The organism is Massilia agilis, assembly GCF_024756255.1.
GTDB lineage: Bacteria > Pseudomonadota > Gammaproteobacteria > Burkholderiales > Burkholderiaceae_D > Telluria > Telluria agilis.
On the sequence record NZ_JANUHB010000001.1, the window covers coordinates 252,909 to 277,999 of the forward strand.

25 protein-coding genes are annotated in these 25,091 nt (G+C 64.8%); 2 read left to right on the top strand and 23 right to left on the bottom strand.

What is annotated here, in order from left to right; translation table 11 throughout:
* Position 1 precedes the first annotated feature (1 nt).
* The 6 genes from lepB to ppsA all read right to left on the bottom strand — a co-directional run bounded on the left by lepB (position 2) and on the right by ppsA (position 6,095).
* Positions 2–667, bottom strand: coding sequence for a signal peptidase I (lepB, locus tag NX774_RS01115; protein ID WP_258820312.1), 666 nt, complete (start codon positions 665–667; stop codon positions 2–4).
* A gap of 73 nt (positions 668–740) precedes the next feature.
* On the bottom strand, positions 741–1,103 hold the full coding sequence (locus tag NX774_RS01120) for a hypothetical protein (protein WP_258820313.1): 363 nt from the start codon (positions 1,101–1,103) through the stop codon (positions 741–743).
* 29 nt (positions 1,104–1,132) lie between these two features.
* A complete protein-coding gene (locus tag NX774_RS01125; protein WP_258820314.1) occupies positions 1,133–1,939 on the bottom strand; it encodes an SDR family oxidoreductase in 807 nt (268 codons plus the stop codon).
* Positions 1,939–2,859 carry an SPFH domain-containing protein gene (locus NX774_RS01130; RefSeq protein ID WP_258820315.1) on the bottom strand — a complete coding sequence of 307 codons (921 nt, stop codon included), beginning with the start codon at positions 2,857–2,859 and terminating at the stop codon, positions 1,939–1,941. The genes NX774_RS01125 and NX774_RS01130 overlap by 1 nt, the downstream gene beginning before the upstream one ends.
* Before the next feature lie 39 nt (positions 2,860–2,898).
* Entirely contained in the window at positions 2,899–3,321 is a 423-nt protein-coding gene (locus NX774_RS01135; protein WP_258820316.1) for an NfeD family protein, read from the bottom strand.
* Between the two features lie 335 nt (positions 3,322–3,656).
* Positions 3,657–6,095 (bottom strand): phosphoenolpyruvate synthase, encoded by a 2,439-nt coding sequence (gene ppsA, locus NX774_RS01140; protein WP_258820317.1) that lies wholly within the window; start codon positions 6,093–6,095, stop codon positions 3,657–3,659.
* A gap of 184 nt (positions 6,096–6,279) precedes the next feature.
* On the opposite strand from ppsA, the gene ppsR reads away from it, so the two are divergent.
* Positions 6,280–7,128, top strand: a complete 849-nt coding sequence (ppsR, locus tag NX774_RS01145; protein ID WP_258820318.1) for a posphoenolpyruvate synthetase regulatory kinase/phosphorylase PpsR — start codon at positions 6,280–6,282, stop codon at positions 7,126–7,128.
* 129 nt (positions 7,129–7,257) lie between these two features.
* On the opposite strand, the gene NX774_RS01150 is transcribed toward ppsR, so the two are convergent.
* The 17 genes from NX774_RS01150 to rpsB form a co-directional block, all read right to left on the bottom strand.
* Positions 7,258–8,454, bottom strand: coding sequence for an EAL domain-containing response regulator (locus NX774_RS01150; protein ID WP_258820319.1), 1,197 nt, complete (start codon positions 8,452–8,454; stop codon positions 7,258–7,260).
* A 52-nt stretch (positions 8,455–8,506) separates the two neighbouring features.
* Entirely contained in the window at positions 8,507–9,292 is a 786-nt protein-coding gene (locus NX774_RS01155; RefSeq protein WP_258820320.1) for a TrmH family RNA methyltransferase, read from the bottom strand.
* Positions 9,289–9,933, bottom strand: coding sequence for a ribonuclease HII (rnhB, locus tag NX774_RS01160; RefSeq protein ID WP_258820321.1), 645 nt, complete (start codon positions 9,931–9,933; stop codon positions 9,289–9,291). Before rnhB ends, NX774_RS01155 begins: the two co-directional genes overlap by 4 nt.
* Positions 9,930–11,090 (bottom strand): lipid-A-disaccharide synthase, encoded by a 1,161-nt coding sequence (gene lpxB / locus NX774_RS01165; RefSeq protein WP_258820322.1) that lies wholly within the window; start codon positions 11,088–11,090, stop codon positions 9,930–9,932. The genes rnhB and lpxB overlap by 4 nt, the downstream gene beginning before the upstream one ends.
* Positions 11,074–11,862, bottom strand: coding sequence for an acyl-ACP--UDP-N-acetylglucosamine O-acyltransferase (lpxA, locus tag NX774_RS01170; RefSeq protein ID WP_258820323.1), 789 nt, complete (start codon positions 11,860–11,862; stop codon positions 11,074–11,076). The genes lpxB and lpxA overlap by 17 nt, the downstream gene beginning before the upstream one ends.
* Positions 11,863–12,363: a 3-hydroxyacyl-ACP dehydratase FabZ gene (gene fabZ / locus NX774_RS01175; RefSeq protein WP_258820324.1), complete on the bottom strand. Its 501-nt coding sequence runs from the start codon at positions 12,361–12,363 to the stop codon at positions 11,863–11,865.
* Positions 12,360–13,409, bottom strand: coding sequence for a UDP-3-O-(3-hydroxymyristoyl)glucosamine N-acyltransferase (gene lpxD, locus NX774_RS01180; RefSeq protein ID WP_258820325.1), 1,050 nt, complete (start codon positions 13,407–13,409; stop codon positions 12,360–12,362). Before lpxD ends, fabZ begins: the two co-directional genes overlap by 4 nt.
* Positions 13,410–13,439: 30 nt before the next feature.
* Positions 13,440–13,961 carry an OmpH/Skp family outer membrane protein gene (locus NX774_RS01185; RefSeq protein WP_258820326.1) on the bottom strand — a complete coding sequence of 174 codons (522 nt, stop codon included), beginning with the start codon at positions 13,959–13,961 and terminating at the stop codon, positions 13,440–13,442.
* Between the two features lie 39 nt (positions 13,962–14,000).
* Complete coding sequence (bamA, locus tag NX774_RS01190) at positions 14,001–16,334, bottom strand: outer membrane protein assembly factor BamA (protein WP_258820327.1); 2,334 nt, start codon at positions 16,332–16,334, stop codon at positions 14,001–14,003.
* 65 nt (positions 16,335–16,399) lie between these two features.
* A complete protein-coding gene (rseP, locus tag NX774_RS01195) occupies positions 16,400–17,740 on the bottom strand; it encodes an RIP metalloprotease RseP (RefSeq protein WP_258820328.1) in 1,341 nt (446 codons plus the stop codon).
* A 4-nt stretch (positions 17,741–17,744) separates the two neighbouring features.
* Positions 17,745–18,923 (bottom strand): 1-deoxy-D-xylulose-5-phosphate reductoisomerase, encoded by a 1,179-nt coding sequence (gene ispC, locus NX774_RS01200; protein WP_258820329.1) that lies wholly within the window; start codon positions 18,921–18,923, stop codon positions 17,745–17,747.
* A gap of 13 nt (positions 18,924–18,936) precedes the next feature.
* Entirely contained in the window at positions 18,937–19,767 is an 831-nt protein-coding gene (locus NX774_RS01205) for a phosphatidate cytidylyltransferase (RefSeq protein ID WP_258820330.1), read from the bottom strand.
* On the bottom strand, positions 19,767–20,516 hold the full coding sequence (gene uppS / locus NX774_RS01210) for a polyprenyl diphosphate synthase (RefSeq protein WP_258820331.1): 750 nt from the start codon (positions 20,514–20,516) through the stop codon (positions 19,767–19,769). The genes NX774_RS01205 and uppS overlap by 1 nt, the downstream gene beginning before the upstream one ends.
* A gap of 94 nt (positions 20,517–20,610) precedes the next feature.
* The gene (gene frr / locus NX774_RS01215) at positions 20,611–21,171 is read right to left on the bottom strand and encodes a ribosome recycling factor (protein WP_258820332.1); all 561 of its coding nucleotides are present in this window, start codon (positions 21,169–21,171) and stop codon (positions 20,611–20,613) included.
* A 34-nt stretch (positions 21,172–21,205) separates the two neighbouring features.
* Positions 21,206–21,922, bottom strand: a complete 717-nt coding sequence (gene pyrH / locus NX774_RS01220; protein WP_258820333.1) for a UMP kinase — start codon at positions 21,920–21,922, stop codon at positions 21,206–21,208.
* 261 nt (positions 21,923–22,183) lie between these two features.
* Positions 22,184–23,092: a translation elongation factor Ts gene (gene tsf, locus NX774_RS01225; protein WP_258820334.1), complete on the bottom strand. Its 909-nt coding sequence runs from the start codon at positions 23,090–23,092 to the stop codon at positions 22,184–22,186.
* 129 nt (positions 23,093–23,221) lie between these two features.
* The gene (gene rpsB, locus NX774_RS01230; protein ID WP_258820335.1) at positions 23,222–23,968 is read right to left on the bottom strand and encodes a 30S ribosomal protein S2; all 747 of its coding nucleotides are present in this window, start codon (positions 23,966–23,968) and stop codon (positions 23,222–23,224) included.
* A 301-nt stretch (positions 23,969–24,269) separates the two neighbouring features.
* On the opposite strand from rpsB, the gene map reads away from it, so the two are divergent.
* Positions 24,270–25,091 (top strand): type I methionyl aminopeptidase, encoded by an 822-nt coding sequence (map, locus tag NX774_RS01235; RefSeq protein WP_258820336.1) that lies wholly within the window; start codon positions 24,270–24,272, stop codon positions 25,089–25,091.

The following is a 25,091-nucleotide window of genomic DNA, read 5'->3' on the forward strand; positions in this document are numbered from 1 at the left end:
GTCAGCGCAGCGACATGCCGAAGCGGCCCGGGCGCGGCAGCCAGTTGCCCAGGTAATCGGCCGAGACCAGCACACGCTCGGCGCGGCCGATCAACAGCTCGCGCGGCACCAGGCCGATGTAGCGCGAATCGGCGCTGTTGTCGCGGTTGTCGCCCAACACGAGGTACTGGTCCTGCGGGATCGTCACCGGGCCGAAGCTGCGCGCGGCGTCGATCTCGGGCAGGAGCTGGATGCTGTGGTGCTTGCCGCCGACGGTCTCGTCCAGCCGCACCGCATCGACCTGGCCACCGCCGATCGACTCGCGCGCCACGCCCTGCACTTCGTAGCCTGCGGGCTTGCCGTTGATGATCAGGCGCTCGTTGCGCATCTCGACCACGTCCCCCGGCAGCGCGATCACGCGCTTGATCAGGCGTTCGCCATCCTTGGGCGAGTGGAAGGTGACCACGTCGCCACAGGCCGGGTCGCCCAGCCGGGCCAGCACCTTGTCGGTGAGCGGCACCTTCAGGTTGTACGCGGTGCGGTTGACCAGCACCACGTCGCCTTCGAGAAGATTGGGCCGCATCGAGCCGGACGGAATGGCGTTGATCTCCGCGACCGCCGAGCGGAACACGCCGATCAGGCACAGCGTCATCAAGAAGCTCTTGTTATCGCGGACCCAGTTTTTCATCGCAGGACTCCCTGTTGAGTTGGTATGGGTGTCTTTATACGCGAGCATTCTTTAAAGATGCTTAAACGCCAAGTCAGAGCGGGTGCCCGCTCAGCACCATCCCCAGCGCGGCCGACAGCACGATCAGCAGCGCGAACCCGGCGCACTTGAGCAGCGCGCGCAACTTGTGCCCGGCGGGCCGGCTGCGCAGCAGGTAGTACGGCACCGCGAACGGCGTGAGCAGGATGATGGCGACGTTCAGGCCGCGGCTGCGGCGGTAGCCGTACTGGTCGCTGTCCCGGCGGTACCACAGGAAGGTGAGGAAGCTGAAGACCAGCGTGAGCGGCGCGCTCCATGCCAGCGGCTGCGAACCGCCCCGCCACGTATAGGTCGCGTCGAGAAAACCGTCTAATACCATCACGAGCAGGATGGCGGCAAGGATGCGTCGTTGAGTCATACGAATTGATGCGTGCATGCCCGGCGCTGTCAGCGCGGCCGGGCGTCCTTCTTGAGGGCCGCGAGCGCCATGCGCTCGACCAAGCCAGGCGCCACCAGTTTGATGAAGCGCCCCAGTTTACCCTTGGTCGTCATCACGACCTCGCGCCGGCGCTGCTGCATGCCGTCGATGATCAGGCGCGCGGCTTGCGCTGCCGTCATCGCGCCCTCTTCCTTGAGCAGGCTTTCGCCCAGCGCCTGGCCAGCCGCGTTGAAGCCGCGATGGCGGATGCGCGTGGCGACCACGCCGGGATAGGCAACCGTCACGCTCACGCCCGCGCCCTTGAGCTCGGCGCGCAAGGCTTCGAAGAACCCAGCCATGGCGAACTTGGTGGCGCTGTATGCGGTGCGTCCGGGCACGCCGACCAGCCCCGCGAGCGACGACACGGCCACGATGCGCCCGCGCGCGGCCTTCAGGTACGGCAGCGCGGCCTGGGTGCACCAGACGCTGCCCCACAGGTTCACGCGCATCAGGTCTTCGTACCAGCCCAGGTCCGCCACGTCTTCGAACAGAGCGTGAGCCGAGCGCCCGGCGTTGTTGATCAATATGTCGATCGTGCCGAAGCGCCCGACGGCAGCGGCGATGAGCTGCTGGCACTGTTCGCGCACCGACACGTCGGTGGGCACCGCCAGCGCCTGGGCGCCCAGTTCTTCGCACTCGCGGGCAACGGCGGCAAGCTGCTCGGGGTTGCGGGCGGCCAGCACCAGCGCCACATCGGCGCGATGACGGGCAGCGAGCTGGCGCGCAATTTCGGCGCCGATGCCGTCCGATCCGCCGGTGATGACCACCACCTGCATTACTTCTGCGCCTTCACGATCTGCATTGCGCTGGCGATGAGCGTGCTCATGTCGCCCATGTTGGCCGGCACGATGATCGAGTTGTTGGTCTTGGCGAGGTTGCCGAACGCGTTCACGTATTCCTCGGCCACACGCAGGTTCACCGCGTCCGCTCCGCCCGGCTCGCGGATCGCAGCGCCCACCTGGCGCAGCGCAGTGGCGCTTGCATCGGCCAGCGCCACGATGGCGGCCGCTTCGCCCTGCGCGCGGTTGATGGCCGACTGTTTCTCGCCCTCCGAGCGCGCGATCGCCGCGTTCTTCTCGCCGTCCGCGATGTTGATCTGTTCCTGGCGGCGACCTTCGGAGGCGGCAATGCGGGCGCGTTTTTCGCGCTCGGCGGTGATCTGGGCCTGCATCGCATGCAGGATCTCGGCCGGCGGCGTCAGGTCCTTAATCTCGTAGCGCAGCACCTTCACGCCCCAGTTCGCGGCCGACTCGTCGATCGCATTCACGATGGTGGTGTTGATGTGCTCGCGCTCTTCGAACGTCTTGTCCAGCTCCATGCGGCCGATCACCGAGCGCAGCGTGGTCTGGGCCAGCTGGGTGATGGCCTGGATGTAGTTGGACGCGCCGTACGAGGCGCGCATCGGATCGGTCACCTGGAAGTACAGGATGCCGTCCACCTGCAGCTGCGTGTTGTCCTTGGTGATGCAAACCTGCGGCGGCACGTCGAGCGGGATCTCCTTGAGAATGTGCTTGTACGCGATGCGGTCGATGAACGGCACCACGATGTTCAGGCCCGGCGCCAGGGTCGCATGGTATTTACCGAGGCGCTCGACCACCCACGCGTGCTGCTGCGGCACCACCTGGATGGTCTTGAAGACGAAGACAAGCGCAATGATGAAGATGACCAGCGCGACCGTTCCGAACGAGATTTCCATGGGACTCCCTTATGGATGATTATTATTTATACGGTTTTCTTATGGATTGGAGACGATCAGGCGGCTGCCCTGGACCTCGACGATCTTGAACTCGCCGGGGTGCGGCGATGCCCCCTGCCCCAGTTCGACATCCCACAACGCGCCGCGGTACATGACGCGGGCCTTGCCGCCTTCCCATTCGGGCACGCTCACATGCTGGCCGATGTCGAGATTGACGTTATGGTCGCGCGAGGCATTGGCCTTGGCAGGCTTGCCGAAACGGCTGCGTTGCAACAGGCCCGTGGCCAGCACGCCGATGACGCCGGCGATAATCGCCTGCATGGGAATCGAGCCGCCCACCAGCGCCGCCAGCGCCCCGAACACAAGGCCAATTGCAATCATCAAGAGGTAGAACGTGCCCGAGAACAGCTCCAGGATCACGACCACGCCCGCCGCTACCAACCAGTTCATCCAATCAGACATTACAACCTCCCACTGTTCAGGTACCCCACAAAGACAAAAACCCCCGCGGCCCGCAAGGGCTACGAGGGTTTTCGCTACGATGGGCTATGCTTTTTATGATGTTTTTATATCAAACAACTGTGACGCAGCCAGTGTAACGCCTTTTGGCTGGGAGTCAACCGATTCGTTGTTTGTTCACCATGCGCACGAAACCATCGCGAAGGCCTGTCTGGTAGGGTGGGCAGCTTGTCTGCCCACGCGTTCAATCAACGTACGCTTGTTCGATCGAGCGATCACGCCGACGCCGCTTGAACGCGTGGGCAGGAAAACCTGCCCACCCTACGCGGCTGTGCAGCTTACAGCTTGGCCAGCGTCTGCCAGGTGTCGATCACCGAGTCCGGGTTCAGCGACATCGACTCGATGCCCTGCTCCATCAGCCAGACCGCGAAGTCCGGGTTGTCGGACGGGCCCTGGCCACAGATGCCGATGTACTTGCCCTGTGCCAGGCAAGCCTTGATCGCCATCGACAGCATTGCCTTGACCGCCGGGTCGCGCTCGTCGAAGTCCTTGGCCAGGAGCTCCATGCCGGAGTCGCGGTCCAGGCCCAGGGTCAGCTGGGTCAGGTCGTTCGAGCCGATCGAGAAGCCGTCGAAGTGCTGCAGGAACTGGTCGGCCAGGATCGCGTTCGAGGGAACCTCGCACATCATGATCAGGCGCAGGCCGTTCTCGCCGCGCTTGAGGCCATTCTTGGCCAGCAGATCGACCACCTTCTCGGCCTGGCCCAGCGTGCGCACGAACGGCACCATCAGTTCGACGTTGGTCAGGCCCATGTCGTTACGCACGCGCTTCATCGCCGCGCATTCCATCTCGAACGACTCGGCAAAGTCCTCGGCCAGGTAGCGGGCGGCGCCGCGGAAGCCCAGCATCGGGTTCTCTTCGTCCGGCTCGTAGCGCGAACCGCCGATCAGCTTCTTGTACTCGTTCGACTTGAAGTCGGACAGGCGCACGATGACCGGTTTCGGCCAGAACGCGGCGGCGATGGTCGCCACGCCTTCGGCCAGCTTGTCCACGTAGAACGCGCGCGGCGATGCGTGGCCGCGGGCCACCGATTCCACGGCCTTCTTCAGGTCCGGGTCGATGTTCGGGTACTCGAGGATGGCCTTCGGGTGCACGCCGATGTTGTTGTTGATGATGAACTCGAGGCGCGCCAGGCCCACACCGGCGTTCGGCACCGACTGGAAGTCGAACGCGAGCTGCGGGTTGCCGACGTTGAGCATGATCTTCGATTTGAGCGGCGGCAGTTCGCCGCGCGAGACCTCGGTCACCTCGGTTTCCAGCAGGCCGTCGTAGATCTTGCCCTCGTCGCCTTCGGCGCACGAGACGGTCACGAAGGTGCCGTCCTTGAGCGTTTCGGTGGCGTCGCCGCAGCCCACGACTGCCGGCACGCCGAGCTCACGCGCGATGATCGCTGCGTGGCAGGTACGGCCGCCGCGGTTGGTGACGATGGCCGAGGCGCGCTTCATCACCGGCTCCCAGTTCGGGTCGGTCATGTCGGCCACCAGCACGTCGCCCGGCTGCACGCGTTCCATTTCGGACGGGTCGTGGATCACGCGCACGGGACCGGCGCCGATCTTCTGGCCGATCGCGCGGCCCGAAGCCAGCACGGTGCCCTTGCCCTTGAGGGTGAAGCGCTGCTGCGCGTCGCCCGCCTTCTGCTGCGACTTCACGGTTTCCGGACGCGCCTGCAGGATGTACAGCTTGCCGTCGCGGCCGTCCTTGCCCCACTCGATGTCCATCGGACGGCCGTAGTGGTTCTCGATGATGACCGCGTACTTGGCCAGCTCGATGATCTCGTCGTCCTTGAGCGAGTAGCGGTTGCGCTGCTCGATGGGCACGTCCACCGTCTTGACCGAACGGCCGGCCTTGGCTTCGGGCGTGAACTCCATCTTGATGAGCTTGGAGCCGAGGTTGCGGCGGATGACCGGGCACTTGCCCTGCGCGAGCATCGGCTTGTGCACGTAGAATTCGTCAGGGTTGACGGCGCCCTGCACCACGGTCTCGCCCAGGCCGTAGCTGGAGGTGATGAAGACCACGTCCTTGAAGCCCGACTCGGTGTCGATCGTGAACATCACGCCCGATGCGCCCAGGTCGGAGCGCACCATGCGCTGCACGCCGGCCGACAGCGCCACTTCGGCGTGGGTGAAGCCCTTGTGCACGCGGTACGAGATCGCGCGGTCATTGTACAGCGAAGCGAACACGTGCTTCATCGCCTCGAGCACGTTGTCGATGCCCACCACGTTCAGGAAGGTCTCTTGCTGGCCCGCGAACGAAGCGTCCGGCAGGTCTTCGGCGGTGGCCGACGAACGGACGGCGAACGACATTTCGGTGGTCGAATCGGCCACCAGGCGATCGTAGAAGCCGCGGATTTCCTGCTCCAGGCGCGGCTGGAACGGGGTGTCGACGATCCACTGGCGGATTTCGGCGCCGGCCGCAGCCAGCGCGCGCACGTCGTCCACGTTCAGGTTTTCCAGGCGCTTGGCGATGCGGTCGGCCAGCGACGGGCCGCCATCGACGCTATGGCCGAGGAAGTCGCGAAAGGCCGCGGCCGTGGTGGCAAAGCCGCCCGGCACGCGCACGCCGGCGTGGGCCAGCTGGCTGATCATCTCGCCCAGGGACGCGTTTTTGCCGCCGACCGACTCGACGTCGGTCATGCGCAGGTCCTCGAACGAGGCGACGTAGACGTTGCCGTCCGCCGCCTGCGGCACTTGCAGTGCTGCATTTGACAAGTTAGTCATGGTTAAACACCTTATGATGATGGAAATCTTTCGTGCCTGGCCGGACGACGGTGTTTTCTTGTTATTCTTCGCGTCGTGCAGCACAATGCAAAAACCGTTGCCCAGCATTGTACTCCGGGCAGCTAGGATTTACAGCGCACAAGTCTGGAGATTTGGTGCGCATTGAACAAACAAAATTTTGAAAATGACGGCCGATACCCCCCAAGCGCTCCCCACGTCCACCAGAACTGTCTTTTTTGTATCGGACGGAACCGGTATCACAGCAGAAACATTCGGCCACGCAGTGCTGAGCCAGTTCGAGATGCGGTTCCGGCAAATCCGCCTGCCGTTCATCGACAGCATCGACAAGGCGCACGATGCGGCGCGCCGCATCAACGAGGTCTTTTCGGTAGACCAGCAGAGACCGATTGTGTTCTCGACCCTGGTCACGCCCAAGCTGTCCGCGATCATCCGGGCCGCCAACGGCATGCACATGGACCTGTTCCAGACCTTCGTGGCGCCGATGGAACAAGAACTTGGCGTCAAATCGACCCATACGATCGGGCGCATCCACAACACGGTGGACACCGAGGAGTACAAGAACCGCATCGAGGCGATCAACTTTTCGCTGGCGCACGATGACGGGCAGTCGCACAAGAACCTGGCCGAGGCCGACGTGATCCTGGTGGGCGTGTCGCGCTCGGGCAAGACGCCGACCAGCCTGTACCTGGCCATGCAGTACGGGCTGAAGGCGGCCAACTACCCCTTGATTCCGGACGACTTCGAACGCGGCAGGCTGCCGTCGGCGCTGCCGGAGTTCAGGCACAAGCTGTTCGGGCTGACGATTTCGCCGGAACGCCTGTCGCAGATCCGGAACGAGCGGCGCGCGGGCAGTAAATACGCATCGCTGCAAAATTGCCGCTACGAGATCAACGAGGCCGAGCAGATGATGCAGCGCGAAGGGATTCGCTGGCTGTCCTCGACCACCAAGTCGATCGAGGAGATCGCGACGACGATCCTGCAGGAGATTAAGCCGGATCGGAACAACTCCTGAGCGGCGCGCGGACGCATTGTAGGGTGGGCAGGTTTTCCTGCCCACGCGTTCAGCGATCCGTACAATGAGCGTTCATGCCAGCAGTAGTTGAACGCGTGGGCAGAAGATCTGCCCACCCTACCGACAGCCTCAGAAAAAGTGCCGCCAGTCTTCCAGCCACCCCGGGAAGGCCGACGCTTCCATCGGGTTGGCGATGTGGTAGCCCTGCGCGTAGGTGCAGCCAAGCCCTTGCAGGAAGTCCCAGTCCTGCCGGGTTTCCACGCCCACGGCCACCGACATGCGGTCCAGGTTGTGGGCCAGGCCCAGGCAGGACTTGAGGACCGTGCCCAGCGGGCGTTTCTTGGACGCGCCATCGACGAAGCTGCGGTCGATCTTCAGCTCCGAGAACGGAATGCGCGCCAGCAGCTGCAGGTTCGAGCGGCCGGTGCCGTAGTCGTCGATGGCCAGGCCAAAGCCCATCATGCGCAGCCGCACCAGCCGTTCGATGAAGTCCGGGTCGCTGGTGAGCACCGATGACTCCGGCATCTCGAAGGTCAGGTAATCCGGCAGCAGCCGGTGGCGGCCAAGCGCGGCGCTGACCTGGCGGATGAAGGCCGGGTGCGCCACCGTTTCCGGCGCCAGGTTGATCGAGATGGAGATCGGGATGCCTTGGTCATGCAGCTTGCGGCAGCGTTCCAGCGACAGCTCGATCATGCTCCAGTCGAGGAAATCGATGCGGTTGTTCTCTTCCAGCGCGTGGATGAAGGACGAAGGCGTGAGCACGCCGTGCTCCGGATGGCGCCAGCGCGCGAACACTTCCAGGCCCTTGACCTGGCCGGTCGCCAGCTCGATCTTGGGCTGGAAGAAGGGTTCGAATTCACGCCGCTGCAGGCCCACGCCGATGTCGGTGAACGTAAAGCGCGGGCCGCCCGCCGTCTCGGCCGGTGGCGCGGGCGGCGCGTAGTTGTCCAGCAGCGTCTTGAGCTTGGCCAGGGTGACCGGCTTGGCGATGGTGCCGAGCAGCTCCAGCCCGTACACCTGGGCCAGCGTCTCCACCGAGAACATCAGCGCGGGCGGCTGCTTGCCTGTCATGATCACGCTGCTGTGGCAGTCCAGGCCGGCGAGGTTGCGGATCAGCTCCAGGCCGTCCATGCCCGGCAGGTCCAGGTCGATGATCGCGACGTCCGCCGCCGGCGAAAAGCCGCCCTGGAAGAAGCGCAGCGCCGTGTGCCCATCGGGCGCATCGGTCACCCGGCTCGCGCCGAGATGGCCGAGCATGTCCTTCAGCGCCGCGCGCTGCGCCGGGTCTGCTTCCGCTACCAGAAAATGCAAATGCGCGATATCCATCGATGCTCCAGATTGCCTAGGCGCAAGAGTAACCCGAGCAGCAAGCTGCCGTCTAGCTTTGGTTCTGGCGCAGTTGCTCGAAAAAGCACACTGCGGCGCAGGCGGCCACGTTCAGCGACTCGACCTTGCCGGCATGCGGCACCGCGACCCGGTGCGTGGCCAGTTCGAGCACTTCGGCGGTGACGCCCTGCCCTTCGTGCCCAAGCACCCAGGCGACGTCGCGCTTCAGGTCCAGGCTGTACAGGCGCTCGGCGGCGTAGCCGCTGGTTGCCAGCACCGGCACGCGCGCATCGCGCACCAGCTGCGGCAGGTCCACGTTCTCGAAGATTTCGAGCACGAAGTGGGCGCCCATCGCGGCGCGCAGCACCTTGGGCGACCAGCAGAACGCGGTGCCGGCGCTGCAGAAGACCTGCTTGATCCCGGCCGCCGCGGCGCTGCGCAGGATCGAGCCGACGTTGCCGGGGTCCTGCACGCCGTCCAGCAGCACGGCCGACTGCGCCAGCGCGCCGGGCTGCGCCGGACGCGGCGTGGCCACGACGAAGGCGAGGTTGATGCCGTGCTCGACCTGGCTGATGGCCGCGAACAGCGCATCGGGGAACACGGTGACGGGGGCGCGCAGGCTCTCGCAGCGGCGCACCACGGCGTCGACTTCGGGGTTGGCCAGCACGCCTTCGGACACCACGCAGTGGACCGGCGCGCCACGCAGGTCGAGCCAGGCCTGGCACAGGTGCACCCCGTCCAGCAGGCTCTGGCCGGCCTTGCGCCGCGCCTGCGAGCTGGTGGCGAGCTGCTTGAGTTCCTTGTAGAACGCGTTGTCGCGCGAGGTGATGGTTTTCATAGGTCCGCGAACAGGTCTGGCTCCATCAGCGCACGCACTGGCGCGAACGAGCGGCGGTGTACCGGGCACGGGCCGTGTTCGCGCAGGCGCTCCAGGTGCAGCGGGGTCGAGTAGCCCTTGTGCTGGTCAAAGCCGTACTGCGGGTACACCTCGTGCAGCGCCACCAGCGCGGCATCGCGCGCGGTCTTGGCCAGGATCGAGGCGGCCGAAATCGCATGCACCTTGTCGTCGCCTTCGACGATCGCATGGGCCTTGATCGAGAGCGGCGGGCAGCGGTTGCCGTCGATGAGGGCAATGGTCGGCACCGTGGCCAGCGCCTCGACCGCGCGGCGCATGGCCAGCATGGTCGCCTGGAGGATGTTCAGGCTGTCGATCTCCTGGTGCGAGCACTCGGCAATCGCCCACGCCAGCGCGCATTCCTTGATTCTCGGCGCCAGCTCGTTGCGGCGCGCTTCGGTCAGCTGCTTGGAGTCCTTCAAGCCCTCGATGGGGCGCTTGGGGTCGAGGATGACGGCGGCCGCGAAGACCGGGCCCGCCAGCGGTCCCCTGCCCGCTTCGTCCACGCCGCACACGATGTCCTCGAGCGTGAACGGGCGCAGCCGGGGCGGCAGGCCGGGGTAGAAATTGATCTTCTTGCTCATGATGCTTGGCCAATCACACGCAGGACGGCTTCGGCGCTCTCGGCCGCGCTGTTCCTGAGCAGGCTGTGGTGCATGTCGGTGAAGCGCTGCGCCAGCCGCTCGCGGCCGGCCGTGTCCTCCAGCTGCCGCCACACGGCGTCGGCCAGCGCTTCGGGCTTCGCAGCGTGCTGCAGGAACTCGGGCACGACGAACTCGCGCGACAAGATGTTCGGCAGCCCGATCCACGGCATGTAGCCCATGTGGCGCATGATCTGCCAGGACGCTTCGAATACTTTATACGCGATCACCATCGGCTTTTTGAACAGCGCCACTTCCAGTGTGGCCGTGCCGGAGGCGACCAGCACCGCGTCGGCCGCCGCAATGGCCGTGTGCGATTGGCCGTCCACCACCTGCACCGGCACGTCGGACAGGCCCGCCTTGGCCGCCAGTTCGGTGAACAGGGCCTTTTGCCGTTCGCCCGCCATCGGCATCACGAACTTCAGCTGCGGGTCGCGCTGGGCCAGGATGCGCACTGCGCGCATGAACGGCTCGGTGAGGTACTTGATCTCGCCCATGCGGCTGCCGGGCATGACGGTGACCACGCGCGCGTCCTCGGCCAGGCCGAGCGCGCGCCGCGCGCCCGCCACGTCCGGCTGTAGCGGGATCATCTCGGCCAGCGGGTGGCCGATGTACGTAACCGGCACGCCCGCGTCGCGGTAAATCTGCTCCTCGAACGGGAAGATCACGAGCATGTGCGAGACGGCGCGCTTGATCTTCTTGATGCGCCCGCCGCGCCAGGCCCAGATCTGCGGGCTCACGAAGTGCACGGTGGGGATGCCTGCGGCGCGCAGCTGCTCTTCCAGCCCAAGGTTAAAGCCCGGATAGTCGGCGCCGATGAAGGCGGCCGGGGGCTCGGCGATGAGCTGGTCGCGCAGCCGGTTCTGGATGCCCTTGATCTCGCGGTAGCGCGGAATGACCTCGAACAGGCCGCGCACGGTGAGCGTGTCCATCGGCACGCTCGAGACCAGCCCCTGCTCGATCATGCGCGGACCGCCGATGCCGGAAAATCGCGCGTTGGGAAGATGTGGCCGCAGGCCTGCCATCAGGCGGCCGGCGAGCATGTCGCCGGAGACCTCGCCGGCGACGAGTGCGAGCGAGATGTCAGCGGACGATGCCACGGGCCGCCGCGTCGAGGAACCCGCGCATCGCGCGCACGTGCGGCGCCGCCTCGAGCGAGGCCGCTTCCTGCTCTTCGAGCACTGCCTTGGCTTCTTCCAGCGTCAGGCCGGCGCGGTAGATCGACTTGTAGGCGGCGCGAATGCCGTCGATCTGCTCGCGCGTAAAGCCGCGCCGCTTCAGGCCCTCGACGTTGATGCCCTTGGCCGCAGCCGGGTTACCGGCCACCATGACGAACGGCGGCACGTCCTGCGTCAGGCTGGTGTACATGCCGATGAAGGCGTGGGCGCCGATCTTGCAGAACTGGTGCACGCCGCAGTAGCCCGACAGGATCGCCCAGTCGCCCACCTCGACGTGGCCGGCCAGCTGCGCATTGTTCGAGAAGATCGTGTGGCTGCCGACCTGGCAGTCGTGCGCCAGGTGCACGTAGGCCGAGATCCAGTTGTCGTCGCCCAGGCGCGTGACGCCCTTGTCCTGCACCGTACCGAGGTTGAAGGTGACGAATTCGCGGATCGTGTTGCCGTTGCCGATCTCCAGGCGCGTCGGTTCGCCGTTCCACTTCTTGTCCTGCGGCGCGGCGCCGATGGAGGAGAACTGGAAGAACTTGTTGTCGCGGCCGATCGTGGTGTGGCCTTCGATGACCACGTGCGGGCCCACCACCGTGCCGGCGTCGATGCGCACGTGCGGGCCGATGATCGAATACGGGCCGACTTCGACCGAGCTGTCCAGCTCCGCCTTGGGATCGACGATCGCGCTCGGGTGAATCCTGGTCATTTACTGTCCCGCCGGCTGTTCAGGACGCGCCATCTGGGTTTCGGCGGCGCCGCGGATGGTGCACATCAGTTCCGCTTCCAGCGCAACCTTGCCGTCCACGCTGCCCACGGCCTTGTACTTCCAGATGCCGCGCGCCACGCGCAGGATCTCGACGTCCATCTTGAGCTGGTCGCCCGGCTCCACCGGACGCTTGAAGCGCGCGCCGTCGATGCCGGCGAAGTACACCACCGAATTGGCGTCCGGCTTCACGTTCATGGTCATGAACGACAGGATGGCCGCGGTCTGCGCCATCGCCTCGATCATCAAGACGCCCGGCATCACCGGCTTGTGCGGGAAGTGGCCGTTGAAGAACTCCTCGTTGGCGGTCACGTTCTTGATCGCGGTGATGCGCTTGCCCAGTTCAAAGTCGACCACGCGGTCCACCAGCAGCATCGGGTAGCGGTGCGGCAGGTATTCCTTGATCTGGTTGATGTCGAGAGTCTTGCTTTCGGTAGTGGTCATTTGTCTTCTGTGAGTTTTTTAATCGTTTTTTCCAGCGTGCGGATCTTCTCGCGCATCGACGCGAGGTTGCGCACGATGGCCGCGCTCTTTTCCCATTCGGCGTTCTTGGCCAGCGGGTAAAAGCCGGTGTACTGCCCGGGTTCGAGCACCGAGCGCGACACCATGGTGCCCGACGAAATATGGACGTTGTCGACGATCTCCAGGTGCCCCAGCACCATCGCCGCGCCGCCAAAGGTGCAGTGCTTGCCGATTTTGGCGCTGCCGGCCACGCCCACGCAGCCGGCCATGGCGGTGTGCGCGCCGATGTGGCAGTTGTGGCCGATCTGGATCTGGTTGTCGAGCTTGACGCCGTCTTCCAGCACCGTGTCGGCCAGCGCGCCGCGGTCCACCGAGGTGTTGGCGCCGATCTCGACATCGTCGCCGATCAGCACGCGCCCGGTCTGCGGGATCTTGATGTACACGCCGGCCTCGTTGGCAAAGCCGAAGCCGTCCGCGCCGATCACGGCGCCGGAGTGGATGATGCCGCGCGCGCCGATCTTGCAGCGCGCGTGGAAGGTGACGTTGGCGAACAGGTGCGTGCCTTCGCCCACCTCGGCCTCGCGCCCGATGAAGCAGCCGGCATCGATGACGGCGCCGGCCTTGATGACCGCGCCCTCCTCGACCGTGGCATGCGGGCCGACGTGCGCCGACGGATCGATCTTGGCGCTCGCGGCGACCACCGCGCTCGGGTGGATGCCCGGCTCGGGCTTGATCGCCTCGAGCGCAACGAAATACTGCGCCGCGCGGGCGAAGTAGGCGTACGGGTTGCTGGTGACGATGCGCGCGCCGGTATAGGTGGCGGCCACGGTCGGGTCGTCCAGCGGCGAGAGGATCAGCGCCGCGGCGTTGCTCTGCGCCGCCAGTGCGCGCAGTTTGCTGTTCGAGAGAAAGCTGATGTGCGTAGCGCCCGCATCCGAGAGCGGGGCGATGCCGGTCACCTCGATATTCGGGTCACCCGCCAAATGCCCACCGAAGCGTTCGACCAATTCAGCCAGTCGAGTGCCCATCCTGGTTATTCCAATTCAGTGTAAATCGTATTATTTGTCGAGCTGCTTGAGGATCTTGTCGGTGATGTCCACGCGCGGGCTCGACCACGCGGTTTCCTGCAGCACCACGTCCAGGTGTTCCTGCTCGGCGATCTGCTCGATCAGCTTGTAGGCCTTCTGGGCGATCGCGGCGCGCTCCTCGTTCTTGCGCTGCAGGAGGTCCTCCTGGAACTCGCGCTGCATGCGCTGCACGTCCTTTTCCATGTCGAACAGCTCGCGCGAGCGCTTGGTGCGCTCGAGGTCGCTCATGCGCGGGGCATCGGCGTCGAACTTCTCGGAAGCGGCCTTCAGCTTGCCCACCATCTCTTCGTTGGCCTTCTGGCGCTTGGAGAATTCAGCCTGGATCTTGGCGTCGGCCGCCTTCGCCATCTTGGACTCGGTCATCAGGCGCTCGGTGAACACGACACCGATGCGGCTCGGCGCGACCGCGGTTTGCGCCTGGGCCAGCGAGCACGCGCACAAGGCCGCGAACACGAGGCTCCTGGGCAGCGAGGCAATCGATTTTTTCAACATAGTTCTCCGCAAACGTAGGATCAGATTGGCCCCGTCGGGTCAGAAGCCGGTACCCATCTGGAACTGGAAGCGCTCCAGGCGGTCGCCCGGCAGCGAGTTCAAGGGTTTAGCATAACTCAACTTGAGCGGGCCGACCGGGGAAATCCACGACAGGCCGATACCGGCCGAGTAGCGCAGCTCGTTAAAGCGCGGCTTGGTTTTCTCCTGCCAGACCTGGCCGCCGTCGGTGAACACGAACCAGCGCAGGCTGCGGTCGGTGCCGCTGCCCGGGAACGGGAACTGCAGCTCGGCGTTGCCGATCACGCGCTTGGTGCCGCCCAGCGGGTTGTTGAACTGGTCGACCACGCCCAGCGTCGAGCTTTCATAGCCGCGCACCGAGCCGATGCCGCCTGCATAGAAGTTCTTGAAGATCGGGTACGGGTGGCCGCCGATGCCGTGGCCGTAGTCGGCCTCGCCGCGCAGGGCAAGCGTCATCCAGCGCGTGAGCGGGCGGTACCACTGGTGTTCGTAGATCGCGCGGTAGTATTTGGAGTCGCCGATCGCGTCCACCTCGAGGTTGGCGCGCTGGTAGCGGCCGGTGGTCGGGGTGATGGCGCTGTCGCGCGAGTCGCGGCCCCAGGCCACGGTCAGCGGGATCGCGTAGGTGCGGGCCGTACCCACGCCGTTTGCCGGGCCGCCGTTCTGGGCCACGAACTGCTGGTACAGCGGCGGGCTGGTCTCGTCGGTCTCGATCAGGGTCTTCTCAGCGCCGATACCGAAGAACACGGTGTCGGTTTCCGAGAACGGCACGCCGAAGGTGATGTTGCCGCCCTGCTGGCGCACGGTGAACGAGCCGACGTAGGCTGCCGGCGGGCGCGAGGTGCGCAGGTACAGCTGGAACGCGCGCGAGATGCCGTCGTCGGTGAAGTACGGGTTGGTCTGCGAGAACGCGATCGTGCGGTTGTACTTGGACGTATTCAGTTCGACGCCGACCGTGTTGCCGCTGCCGGCGAAGTTCTGCTGCTGCACCGAGGCCGTGAAGGTGAACTTTTCGGCCTGCGAGAATGCGCCGCCGATCATGAAGTTACCGGTCGGCTTTTCGGTGACCTCGAAGTTCACGTCCACCTGGTCCGAGGTGCCCTGCGATTCGGGCGTGTCGACCTTGACGTCCTTGAAGTAGCCAAGGCGGTCCACGCGGTCGCGCGAGAGCTTGACCTTGTCCGCGTTGTACCACGAGCTTTCGAACTGGCGGAACTCGCGGCGGATCACTTCGTCGCGGGTGGTGGTGTTACCCGAAATGGTCATGTGGCGCACATACGCGCGCTTGCCCGGATCGACGAAGAAGGTGAAGGCCACCTGGCGCTTGGCGCGGTCGATCTCGGGGTTGGCGGTCACGTTGGCGAAGGCATAGCCAAAGGTGCCAAGGCGCGCGGCGATGCGCTTGTTCGACGCCTCTTGTGCGGCGCCGGAATAGGTCTGGCCCGGGCGCAGCAGGATCAGCTGGCGCAGCTCTTCCTCGCGGCCGAACATCTCGCCATCGAGCTTCACGCTGGAGACGGTGTACTTCTCGCCTTCGGTGATGTTGATGGTCAGGTAGATGTCCTTCTTGTCCGGCGTGATCGCGACCTGGGTCGATTCGACGTTGGCCTCGAGGTAGCCGTGATCCAGGTACCAGGATTTGATGGCTTCGATGTCGCCGGTCAGCTTGGTCTTGGAGTACTGGTCGGCCTTGGAGTACCAGGTGAACCAGCCCGAGGTGGACAACTGCAGCAGCTCGCGCAGCTGCTTGTCGCTGAAAGCCTTGTTACCAACGATGTTGATCTGCCTGATCTTGGCGACGTCGCCCTCGTCCACGTTGAACATGATGTTCACGCGGTTGCGCTCGATCGGGGTGACGGTGGTGGTGATCTTGACGCCATACAGGCCGTGCGACAGGTACTGGCGCTTGAGCTCCTGCTCCGCGCGGTCCACCGAGGCCTTGTCGAAGATCTTGGTCTCGCCCACGCCGATTTCCTTGAGCGCCTTGACCAGCATGTCCTTTTCGAATTCCTTGGTGCCGGTGAAGTCCACCGAGGCGATGGCCGGCCGTTCCTCGACCAGCACGACCAGCACGCCGTTTTCTTCTTCCAGGCGCACGTCCTTGAAGAAGCCGGTCGCATACAGCGCCTTGATGGCAGCGGTGGCCTTGTCGTCATCGAAGGTTTCGCCCACGCGCACCGGCAGATAGCTGAACACGGTGCCCGCTTCCGTCCGCTGGATGCCTTCGACCCGGATGTCCTTGACCTTGAACGGGGCGGCGGCTTGCGCCTGGCTGGCGCACACGGCCAGCACGGCGGCGCCAATGAGGCTGCGGCGGATGAACGGCGGGGCAAAACTATTCGATTGTAATTTCATTGGGGTTATTCAATGGGTCAGTCATCGGACAAACGGCGTATTCTAACGCCTGCGCTGGTGCAGCCCTACAGCAGCCGCGCAAGGTCGTTGAAAACGGCGAGCGCCATCAGCATGAACAGCAGGCCTACCCCCGCGCGTTGGACCATCTCTCCGATCCGTTCGGGCACGGGGCGCCCTGTCAAAACTTCCAGCGAATAATACAGCAAATGGCCACCATCCAGAACCGGAATTGGTAACAGATTCATTACACCCAGACTGATGCTGATGAAGGCGATAAAGCGCAAGAAGACCGACAATCCCGCATGCGCGCTCTGGCCCGCGGCGTCCGCAATGGTGATCGGGCCGGCCACGTTCTTCAGCGAGACTTCGCCGGTGATCATCTTGCCGATCATCTTGAGCATCATGGTGGCCTGGCCCCAGGTTTCGCTGGCCGCGTGGCGCAGCGCCGAAAGCGGCCCGTAGCTGACGGTCACGATCTCTGGCTGCACGCCGACCATGGCCTTGATCATGCCGCGCCCCGATGCCTCGTCGCGATCGGGCGTGACCGCCACTTCCATCGGCGTGCCGTCGCGGGTGACGGACAGGCGCAGCACGCGCCCCGCGGACTGGCGCACCACCTGGGTCAGCGCAACCCAGTCGGAGACTGGCTTGCCGTCGATGGCGGTGACCAGGTCGCCCTTGCGCAGGCCGCTTCTCGCGGCCGCGCCGCCTGCCACCACCTCGCCCAGCATCGCGGGCGGGCGCCACATGTCCATGCCCAAGGCGCCCAGCACGTCGCTGTCCACGTCCAGCTTGGCCATCGCGGTGGCCGGGATGGTGGCGCGGTAGCTGCCGCCGCCGGCGCCGCGCAGTTCGAGCTGCGCCTCGCGCTTGTCCACGGCGGCGTTGAGGATCTCCCAGCGCAGCTCGGACAGCGAGCGCACCGGATCGCCGTTGACCGCGGTGACGGTGTCGCCGGCACGCATGCCGGCCTGGTACGCGGCGCTGGCGTTCGGGTTCACGTACAGGCGTGCGCTCGGCTCCTGCACGCCATGCATGAACAGCGCGGCGAACAGCACGATCGCCAGCAGGAAGTTGGCCAGCGGTCCGGCGGCGATGATGGCCATGCGCTTGGCCGCGCTTTGCGAAGTGAATTCGCGCGCCAGCTCCGTCTCGTCGCGCGGCGCGGTGGACGGGTCGCGCTTGTCGAGCATCTTGACGTAGCCGCCGATCGGCAGCGCCGACAGCGCCCATTCGGTCTGGTCGCGGCCGAAGCGGCGCATCCAGACGATCTTGCCCATGCCGACCGAAAAACGCAGCACCTTCACGCCGCACAGGCGGGCGACAGCGTAGTGCCCCAGCTCGTGGAACACCACCAGGGGGCCCAGGGCCAGCAGGAAAGCCAGTACGGTATAAATGAGGTTCATGGCATCAAGCCCTCGCAAGACCCGCGACCGCGCGCTCGGCCGCGGCACGGGCGCGCGCATCCTGTTCCATCACGGCCTCGATCGACGAGGCGGCGCCATGCGGGATCTCGTCCATCACGCGGCCGATCACGCGGTCGATGTCACGGAATCCGATGCGGCGCTCGAGGAAGGCCTGCACCGCCACTTCGTTGGCGGCATTGAGCAGCGCCGGGGCCGTGCCGCCATCGCGCAGGGCTTCGAAGGCGAGCGCCAGGCACGGAAAGCGCTGGTAGTCGGGACGGTGGAACTGCAGCGAAGCCATCTGGGTCAGGTCGAGCTGGCCGACGCCCGACTCGATCCGCTCGGGGAAGGCCAGCGCGTGCGCGATCGGGGTGCGCATGTCCGGGTTGCCCAGCTGCGCCACCACCGAACCGTCCACGTACGAGACCATCGAGTGGATCACCGATTGCGGGTGGATCACGACCTCGATCATCTCGGCCGGCGCGCCGAACAGCCAGTGCGCCTCGATCACCTCCAGGCCCTTGTTCATCATGGTCGCCGAGTCCACCGAGATCTTGCGGCCCATGACCCAGTTCGGGTGCTTGCACGCTTCCTCGGGCGTCACGTCTTCGAGCGTGTCGACGGCGCGGTTCAGGAACGGACCGCCCGATGCGGTGAGCAGGATGCGCGCCACGCCGGACGCGCCGGGCTGGCGCGCGTACGACTGCGGCAGCGACTGGAAGATCGCATTGTGTTCGCTGTCGATCGGCAGCAGCGTGGCCTTGTGCTCCTTGACCGCATCCATGAACAGCTGGCCGGACATGACCAGCGCCTCCTTGTTCGCGAGCAGTACCTTCTTGCCCGCGCGGGCAGCGGCCAGCGTGGGCGCCAGGCCGGCGCCGCCGACAATGGCCGCCATCACGGTGTCGGTGTCGGGGCTCGCGGCCACGTCGCACAGGGCCTGCGCGCCGTATTCGACGCTGACCGGCAGGTCGGCAATCAACTGCGCCAGGCGCTGCGCGGCTTCGGCCGTGCCGACCACCGCGCGCGCCGGGCGAAACGCGCGGCACTGCGCGGCCAGTTCGTCCACGCGGCCATGCGCGGTGAGCGCATGGACCTGGTATTTTTCGGGATGACGCGCGAGCACGTCGAGTGTCGAGGCGCCGATCGAGCCGGTGGCGCCGAGAATGGTGATGCGTTGCATTGTGAAGCTCCTTTTAGAGCCAGGCGCCGATCAACGCCGCCAATGGCAATACCGGGATCAGTGCGTCGATCCGGTCCAGCACCCCGCCGTGGCCAGGCAGCAGGTTGCTGCTGTCCTTCATGCCAGCGCGGCGCTTGAGCTGTGATTCGAACAGGTCGCCCACCACACTGGCGGCGACGATGAGGATGAGTACGGCCAGCAGCGCGGCCCAGCCCAGCCGGGCCACGGTGCGCGCGGCAAAGGTGTCGGCCAGGGCCTGGCCGCCGAACAGCACGGTGAGCGAGGCGATGACCAGCACCGCGATGCCGCCGCCAACCGCGCCTTCCCACGACTTGCCGGGCGAGATGGACGGGGCCAGCTTGCGCTTGCCGAAGGCCTTGCCGGCAAAGTAGGCGCCGATGTCGGCGATCCAGACCAGCGCCATCACCGACAGCAGGTACAGCGGCGAATGCAGGAACAGCGCGACGATCGCGGCAAAGCAGCCGACGATGGCGATCGCGTAGGTCACGGACAGCAGCGTGTTGCCGCCCGCATCCAGCGGCGGCAGGCCGATCTTGAGCGAAGGCGCCAGCCGCAGCAGCCAGATCAGCACGCTGATGGCGAACCAGAAGGTCAGGTTGCCGGGTCCCTGCACGAAAAAGCCATAGGCAAACGCCGCGGTCCAGAAACCGGCCACCACCAGGGCGCTGTTGGAGGCAGGGTTAAACAGCCGGAAGGCTTCCCAGATCGCCGCGCCGAAAAACACCGTGGCCACCACGGCAAACGCCGTGTAGTTGTTGAAGTACAGGATGGGCAGCAGCACTGCCAGCAGCACGACCGCCGTGATGACCCGGGTTTTCAGCATCAGCTTTTCTTTGCCACTTGTTCGCCGGTGCGGCCGAAACGGCGCTCGCGGCTCTGGTAGGACGCGATCGCCGCGTCGAGCGACTGGCTGTCGAAATCCGGCCAGAAGGTGTCGGTGAAGTACAGCTCGGAGTACGCCAGCTGCCACAGCAGGAAGTTGGAGATGCGCTCCTCGCCGCCGGTGCGGATGAACAGGTCGGGCTCGGGCGCGTAGGCCATGGCCAGGTGCGGCGCCAGCATCTCTTCGGTGAATTCGGTGGCGCCGGGATGGGCCGCGACCATCTTGCCGGTGGCCTGCATGATGTCCCAGCGGCCGCCGTAGTTGGCGCACACGGTCACCGTCAAGCGCGTGTTGTTGGCGGTCTTGCGCATGGCGCCGGCGATCATCTCCTGCAGCTTGGGGTCGAAGCGCGACAGGTCGCCCACCACCTTCAGGCGGATGTTATTGGCGTGCATCTTCGACACTTCGCGCTCGAGCGCGGTGACGAACAGGCGCATCAACAGCGACACCTCTTCCGCAGGCCGGCGCCAGTTTTCGGAGGAGAACGCGAACAGGGTCAGGTACTCGATGCCCCGCTCCACGCATGCCTCGACCACGGTGCGCACCGCTTCCACGCCCTTGACGTGGCCCGCCACGCGCGGCAACAGCCGCTTGGTCGCCCAGCGCCCGTTGCCATCCATGATGATGGCGACGTGGCGCGGCACCAGCGGCGTCTCGGGAACTGCGGTCGTCGAACTTTTGAAAATCATATATCGGGACCCGGAGGCGATACAAAAAGAAAGGACGGACCGGGCGGGCCATACTGGCCAGGCCGGTCCGCTGCGGACGCGCGAGGCGCCAGGATTACACGGTCAGGACTTCTTTTTCTTTTTCCCCAACGAGCTTGTCGATATCGGCCACGAATTTGTCGGTCAGCTTCTGGATCTCGTCCTGGGAGCGGCGCTCCTCGTCTTCCGAGATCGCCTTGTCTTTGACCATTTTCTTGAGCTGTTCGTTGGCGTCGCGGCGAATGTTACGCACGGCGATCTTGGCGTCTTCCGCTTCCGACTTGCACAGCTTGACCATTTCCTTGCGGCGCTCTTCGGTCAGCGGCGGGGTCGGCACGCGGATCATCTCGCCGAACGAGGACGGGTTCAGGCCCAGGTCCGATTCGCGGATCGCTTTTTCGATGACGGCCAGCATCTTCTTTTCCCACGGCTGCACGCCGATCGTGCGCGCGTCCAGCAGGGTCAGGTTGGCCACGCCCGACAGCGGGGTCGGCGAACCGTAGTAATCCACCATCACGTGGTCGAGGATGCCGGTATGGGCGCGGCCGGTACGGACCTTCGCCAGGTCGCTCTTCAGGGTCTCGATCGACTTGTTCATCCGATCCTGGGCGTTCTTCTTCACGTCAGCTACAGACATGCTGCTCTCCTGAGTTCTAAACTTAAATTTTCTGTTAAACGTGTACCAGTGTACCTTCGTCTTCGCCCATGATCACGCGCTTGAGCGCACCCGGCTTGACGATGGAAAACACCTTGATCGGCAGCTTCTGGTCGCGGCACAGGGCGAATGCGGTCGCATCCATCACCTGCAGGTTCTTCGAGATCGCCTCGTCGAACGAAATCGATTCATAGCGGGTGGCGTGCGGATCCTTCTTCGGATCGGCAGTATATACGCCATCGACCTTGGTTGCCTTCAAAACAATTTCGGCGGAGATTTCCGAGCCGCGCAGCGCGGCCGCGGTGTCGGTGGTGAAGAAGGGGTTGCCGGTGCCGGCGGCGAACACGACGACCTTGCCTTCTTCCAGGTACTGCAGCGCTTTCGGGCGCACGTAGGGCTCGACCACCTGCTCGATCGCGATGGCGCTCATGACGCGCGCGGTGATGCCCTGCTGGCGCATGGCATCGGCCAGGGCCAGCGCGTTCATCACGGTGGCCAGCATGCCCATGTAGTCGGCGGTGGCACGGTCCATGCCCTGCGCCCCGGGCGCCACGCCGCGGAAGATGTTGCCACCGCCAATCACGACCGCCAACTGTACCCCCATGTTTGCCACTTCGGCCACGTCGGCGACCATGCGCTCGATGGTGGCGCGATTGATGCCGAACGGGTCATCGCCCATCAGCGCTTCGCCGGACAGTTTAAGGAGGACTCGTTGATAGGCGGGTTTGGTCATGATGGTGCGGGCTCCTTAATGTGTTGTTACGAAATTCGGGTCTGGCCGCGGGTGGCGGCCTCATCTGCCCGGAGGCGATGGAGGTACTTCTTTGGCCCGTGCCGCTTCCACGTCGTCCCCGCGGAGGCGGGGACCCATAGACCTATTGCAGTACTGCACGGGCCGCTACCCAGTTGGCCCAGCATGGATCCCCGCCTTCGCGGGGATGACGGCTCAGGGGCCATAGGCTAAAAAAACGGGCCTCGCGGCCCGTTTTCCATTTTACTGCTTGGAAGCAGCCATCTGTGCTGCGACTTCTGCTGCGAAGTCGTCGACTTTCTTTTCGATGCCCTCGCCTACCACGTACATCACGAACGATTTGACGTTCGCGTTGGCCGCTTTCAGCATTTGCTCGACCGACTGCTTGTCGTTCTTCACGAATGCCTGGTTCAGCAGCGACACTTCTTTCAGGAACTTCTGCACCGAGCCGTCGATACGCTTGGCGACGATCTCGGCCGATTGCGGCTGCTTGCCTTCGGCGACGGCCTTGTCGGCGTCTTCCTGGGCTTTGAGCTGGGCAACCGAACGCTCTTTCTCGATCAGCTCGGCCGGCACTTGCTCCGACGACAGGGCGACCGGCTTCATCGCGGCGATGTGCATCGCCACGTCCTTGCCGACCTGGTCGTCGGCGCCGTCGAACTCGACGATCACGCCGATGCGCGCGCCGTGCAGGTACGAAGCCAGCTTGGCGCTGGTGTCGAAGCGCTTGAAGCGGCGCACGGTCATATTCTCGCCGATTTTACCGATCAGCGCGGTGCGCACGTCGTCGAAGGTCTTGCCGTCCACCGGCAGGGCCGACAGGGCAGCGACGTCGGACGGGTTGTTCTCGGCGACCAGCTTGGCAGCCAGGTTGGCCATGGCCAGGAACTCTTCGTTCTTGGCGACGAAGTCGGTTTCGCTGTTGATTTCGACCAGCGCGCCGACGTTGCCGGCGATGTAAGCGGCCACCACGCCTTCAGCGGTGATGCGGGCTGCGGCCTTCGATGCCTTGCCGCCCAGCTTGACGCGCAGGATCTCTTCGGCACGAGCCATGTCGCCTTCGGCTTCGGTCAGTGCTTTTTTGCATTCCATCATCGGGGCGTCGGTCTTGGCGCGCAGTTCGCCAACCATCGCTGCAGTAATCGCTGCCATGTTGTTTTCTCCTAAATTGGTATCCAGGGTGCGGACCGCGCAGGGCGCGTGCCGCGTTTGTTCTGCTTAAAAAAAGGGGAGGCAAGGCCCCCCTTCGGTCAGTGGGCAGGCGCGCGGCCTGCCCTGCAATTATGCTTGCTCGGAAACTTCGACGAATTCGTCGCCGCCCTTGACCATCTCGACCACTTCGTTGGTCGCGTTGGCACGGCCTTCCAGGATCGCATCGGCCACGCCGCGTGCGTACAGGGTGATCGCCTTCGACGAGTCGTCGTTGCCCGGGATCACGTGGGTCACGCCTTCCGGCGAGTGGTTGGTGTCAACCACGCCGATGACCGGGATGCCCAGCTTGCCGGCTTCGGTGACGGCGCCCTTGTGGTAGCCGACGTCCACGACGAAGATCGCGTCCGGCACGCCGTTCAGGTCCTTGATGCCGCCGATCGACTTTTGCAGCTTGTCCAGCTCGCGGTTGAACATCAGGGCTTCTTTCTTCGACATCTTGTCGACTTCGCCCGACTCGATGGCAGCTTCCATGTCTTTCAGGCGCTTGATCGAGGTCTTGATGGTCTTGAAGTTGGTCAGCATGCCGCCCAGCCAGCGCTGGTCAACATACGGCACGCCGGCGCGTTGCGCTTCAGCGGCGATGATGTCGCGGGCCTGGCGCTTGGTGCCCACCAGCAGGATGGTGCCGCGGTTGGCAGCGATCTGCTTGATGGTTTTCATCGCATCCTGGTACATCGCCATGGTTTTTTCCAGGTTGATGATGTGGATCTTGTTGCGATGACCAAAGATGAACGGGGCCATCTTCGGGTTCCAGAAACGGGTCTGGTGGCCGAAGTGCACACCGGCTTCCAGCATTTCGCGCATAGTAACGGACATTGAATTTCTCCAGGGTTAAGTCTTGAACAGGCCCAGTCACCTTTGCAGGCACCCTTTGTCGGACGCTGTTCGCGATTTGATAAAAAGACGCTTTTGAGGGCGTTGCTCGAAGTGAAATCAAGCAACCCGAGATTCTAGCCGGATTCGGGGTCTTTTTCAAGCATGCGCGCGCCCCTGCCCCGGCCGCCAGCCGCGTCCCGGGGCAGCCCCGGACAAGATGCCGTATAATGGCATGAATTTTTAGCACGGTGCGGCCCCTTGGCGCGCGGCCGTGCCTTTCCTTTTCCTGATTGTGACCCCTATGTCCATTTCCATCAAAACCCCGGAAGAAATCGAAGGCATGCGCGTGGCCGGCCGCCTGGCCTCCGAAGTGCTCGACTACATCACGCCCTTCATCAAGCCGGGCGTGACCACGGGCGAACTCGACCGCCTGTGCCACGAGTACATGGTCAACGTGCAGGGCACGGTGCCGGCCCCGCTGAACTACGCGCCGCCGGGCTACACCCCGTACCCGAAGGCGATCTGCACCTCGGTCAACGACGTGATCTGCCACGGCATCCCGGGCGACAAGGTGCTCAAGAACGGCGACGCGCTCAACATCGACATCACCGTCATCAAGGACGGCTTCCACGGCGACACCAGCCGCATGTTCTTCGTCGGCGAGCCGTCGATCCTGGCGCGCCGCCTGTCGGACGTGACCTATGAGTGCATGTGGATCGGCATTTCGATGGTCAAGCCGGGCATCCACCTGGGCGACATCGGCCACGCGATCCAGCAGCACGCCGAAAAGAACGGCTACAGCGTGGTGCGCGAGTTCTGCGGCCACGGCATCGGCCGCGTGTTCCACGAAGAGCCGCAGGTGCTGCACTACGGCCGCCCCGGCACCCACGAAAAGCTGGAAGCGGGCATGATCTTCACGATCGAGCCGATGATCAATGCCGGCCGCCGCGAAATCCGCGAAATGCCGGACGGCTGGACCATCAAGACCAAGGACCGCAGCCTGTCGGCCCAGTGGGAGCACACGGTGCTGGTGACCGAAACCGGCTACGAAATCCTGACCAAGTCGGCCGGCACCCCGCCCCCGCCGGCCATCATCCAGCCCAAGGCACAAGCGGCGGCCTGA

What these genes read in the sequence shown, in the direction of transcription:
- ispC (WP_258820329.1), bottom strand. Translation starts at nt 18,923, where the DNA reads ATGCAACGCATCACCATTCTCGGCGCCACCGGCTCGATCGGCGCCTCG.
- rnhB (WP_258820321.1), bottom strand. Translation starts at nt 9,933, where the DNA reads ATGAGCAAGAAGATCAATTTCTACCCCGGCCTGCCGCCCCGGCTGCGC.
- lepB (WP_258820312.1), bottom strand. Translation starts at nt 667, where the DNA reads ATGAAAAACTGGGTCCGCGATAACAAGAGCTTCTTGATGACGCTGTGC.
- ppsR (WP_258820318.1), top strand. Translation starts at nt 6,280, where the DNA reads ATGACGGCCGATACCCCCCAAGCGCTCCCCACGTCCACCAGAACTGTC.
- pyrH (WP_258820333.1), bottom strand. Translation starts at nt 21,922, where the DNA reads ATGACCAAACCCGCCTATCAACGAGTCCTCCTTAAACTGTCCGGCGAA.
- NX774_RS01125 (WP_258820314.1), bottom strand. Translation starts at nt 1,939, where the DNA reads ATGCAGGTGGTGGTCATCACCGGCGGATCGGACGGCATCGGCGCCGAA.
- rseP (WP_258820328.1), bottom strand. Translation starts at nt 17,740, where the DNA reads ATGAACCTCATTTATACCGTACTGGCTTTCCTGCTGGCCCTGGGCCCC.
- lpxA (WP_258820323.1), bottom strand. Translation starts at nt 11,862, where the DNA reads ATGACCAGGATTCACCCGAGCGCGATCGTCGATCCCAAGGCGGAGCTG.
- map (WP_258820336.1), top strand. Translation starts at nt 24,270, where the DNA reads ATGTCCATTTCCATCAAAACCCCGGAAGAAATCGAAGGCATGCGCGTG.
- frr (WP_258820332.1), bottom strand. Translation starts at nt 21,171, where the DNA reads ATGTCTGTAGCTGACGTGAAGAAGAACGCCCAGGATCGGATGAACAAG.
- uppS (WP_258820331.1), bottom strand. Translation starts at nt 20,516, where the DNA reads ATGATTTTCAAAAGTTCGACGACCGCAGTTCCCGAGACGCCGCTGGTG.
- ppsA (WP_258820317.1), bottom strand. Translation starts at nt 6,095, where the DNA reads ATGACTAACTTGTCAAATGCAGCACTGCAAGTGCCGCAGGCGGCGGAC.
- rpsB (WP_258820335.1), bottom strand. Translation starts at nt 23,968, where the DNA reads ATGTCCGTTACTATGCGCGAAATGCTGGAAGCCGGTGTGCACTTCGGC.
- NX774_RS01150 (WP_258820319.1), bottom strand. Translation starts at nt 8,454, where the DNA reads ATGGATATCGCGCATTTGCATTTTCTGGTAGCGGAAGCAGACCCGGCG.
- NX774_RS01155 (WP_258820320.1), bottom strand. Translation starts at nt 9,292, where the DNA reads ATGAAAACCATCACCTCGCGCGACAACGCGTTCTACAAGGAACTCAAG.
- tsf (WP_258820334.1), bottom strand. Translation starts at nt 23,092, where the DNA reads ATGGCAGCGATTACTGCAGCGATGGTTGGCGAACTGCGCGCCAAGACC.
- bamA (WP_258820327.1), bottom strand. Translation starts at nt 16,334, where the DNA reads ATGAAATTACAATCGAATAGTTTTGCCCCGCCGTTCATCCGCCGCAGC.
- lpxD (WP_258820325.1), bottom strand. Translation starts at nt 13,409, where the DNA reads ATGGGCACTCGACTGGCTGAATTGGTCGAACGCTTCGGTGGGCATTTG.
- fabZ (WP_258820324.1), bottom strand. Translation starts at nt 12,363, where the DNA reads ATGACCACTACCGAAAGCAAGACTCTCGACATCAACCAGATCAAGGAA.
- NX774_RS01135 (WP_258820316.1), bottom strand. Translation starts at nt 3,321, where the DNA reads ATGTCTGATTGGATGAACTGGTTGGTAGCGGCGGGCGTGGTCGTGATC.
- NX774_RS01130 (WP_258820315.1), bottom strand. Translation starts at nt 2,859, where the DNA reads ATGGAAATCTCGTTCGGAACGGTCGCGCTGGTCATCTTCATCATTGCG.
- NX774_RS01205 (WP_258820330.1), bottom strand. Translation starts at nt 19,767, where the DNA reads ATGCTGAAAACCCGGGTCATCACGGCGGTCGTGCTGCTGGCAGTGCTG.
- NX774_RS01120 (WP_258820313.1), bottom strand. Translation starts at nt 1,103, where the DNA reads ATGACTCAACGACGCATCCTTGCCGCCATCCTGCTCGTGATGGTATTA.
- NX774_RS01185 (WP_258820326.1), bottom strand. Translation starts at nt 13,961, where the DNA reads ATGTTGAAAAAATCGATTGCCTCGCTGCCCAGGAGCCTCGTGTTCGCG.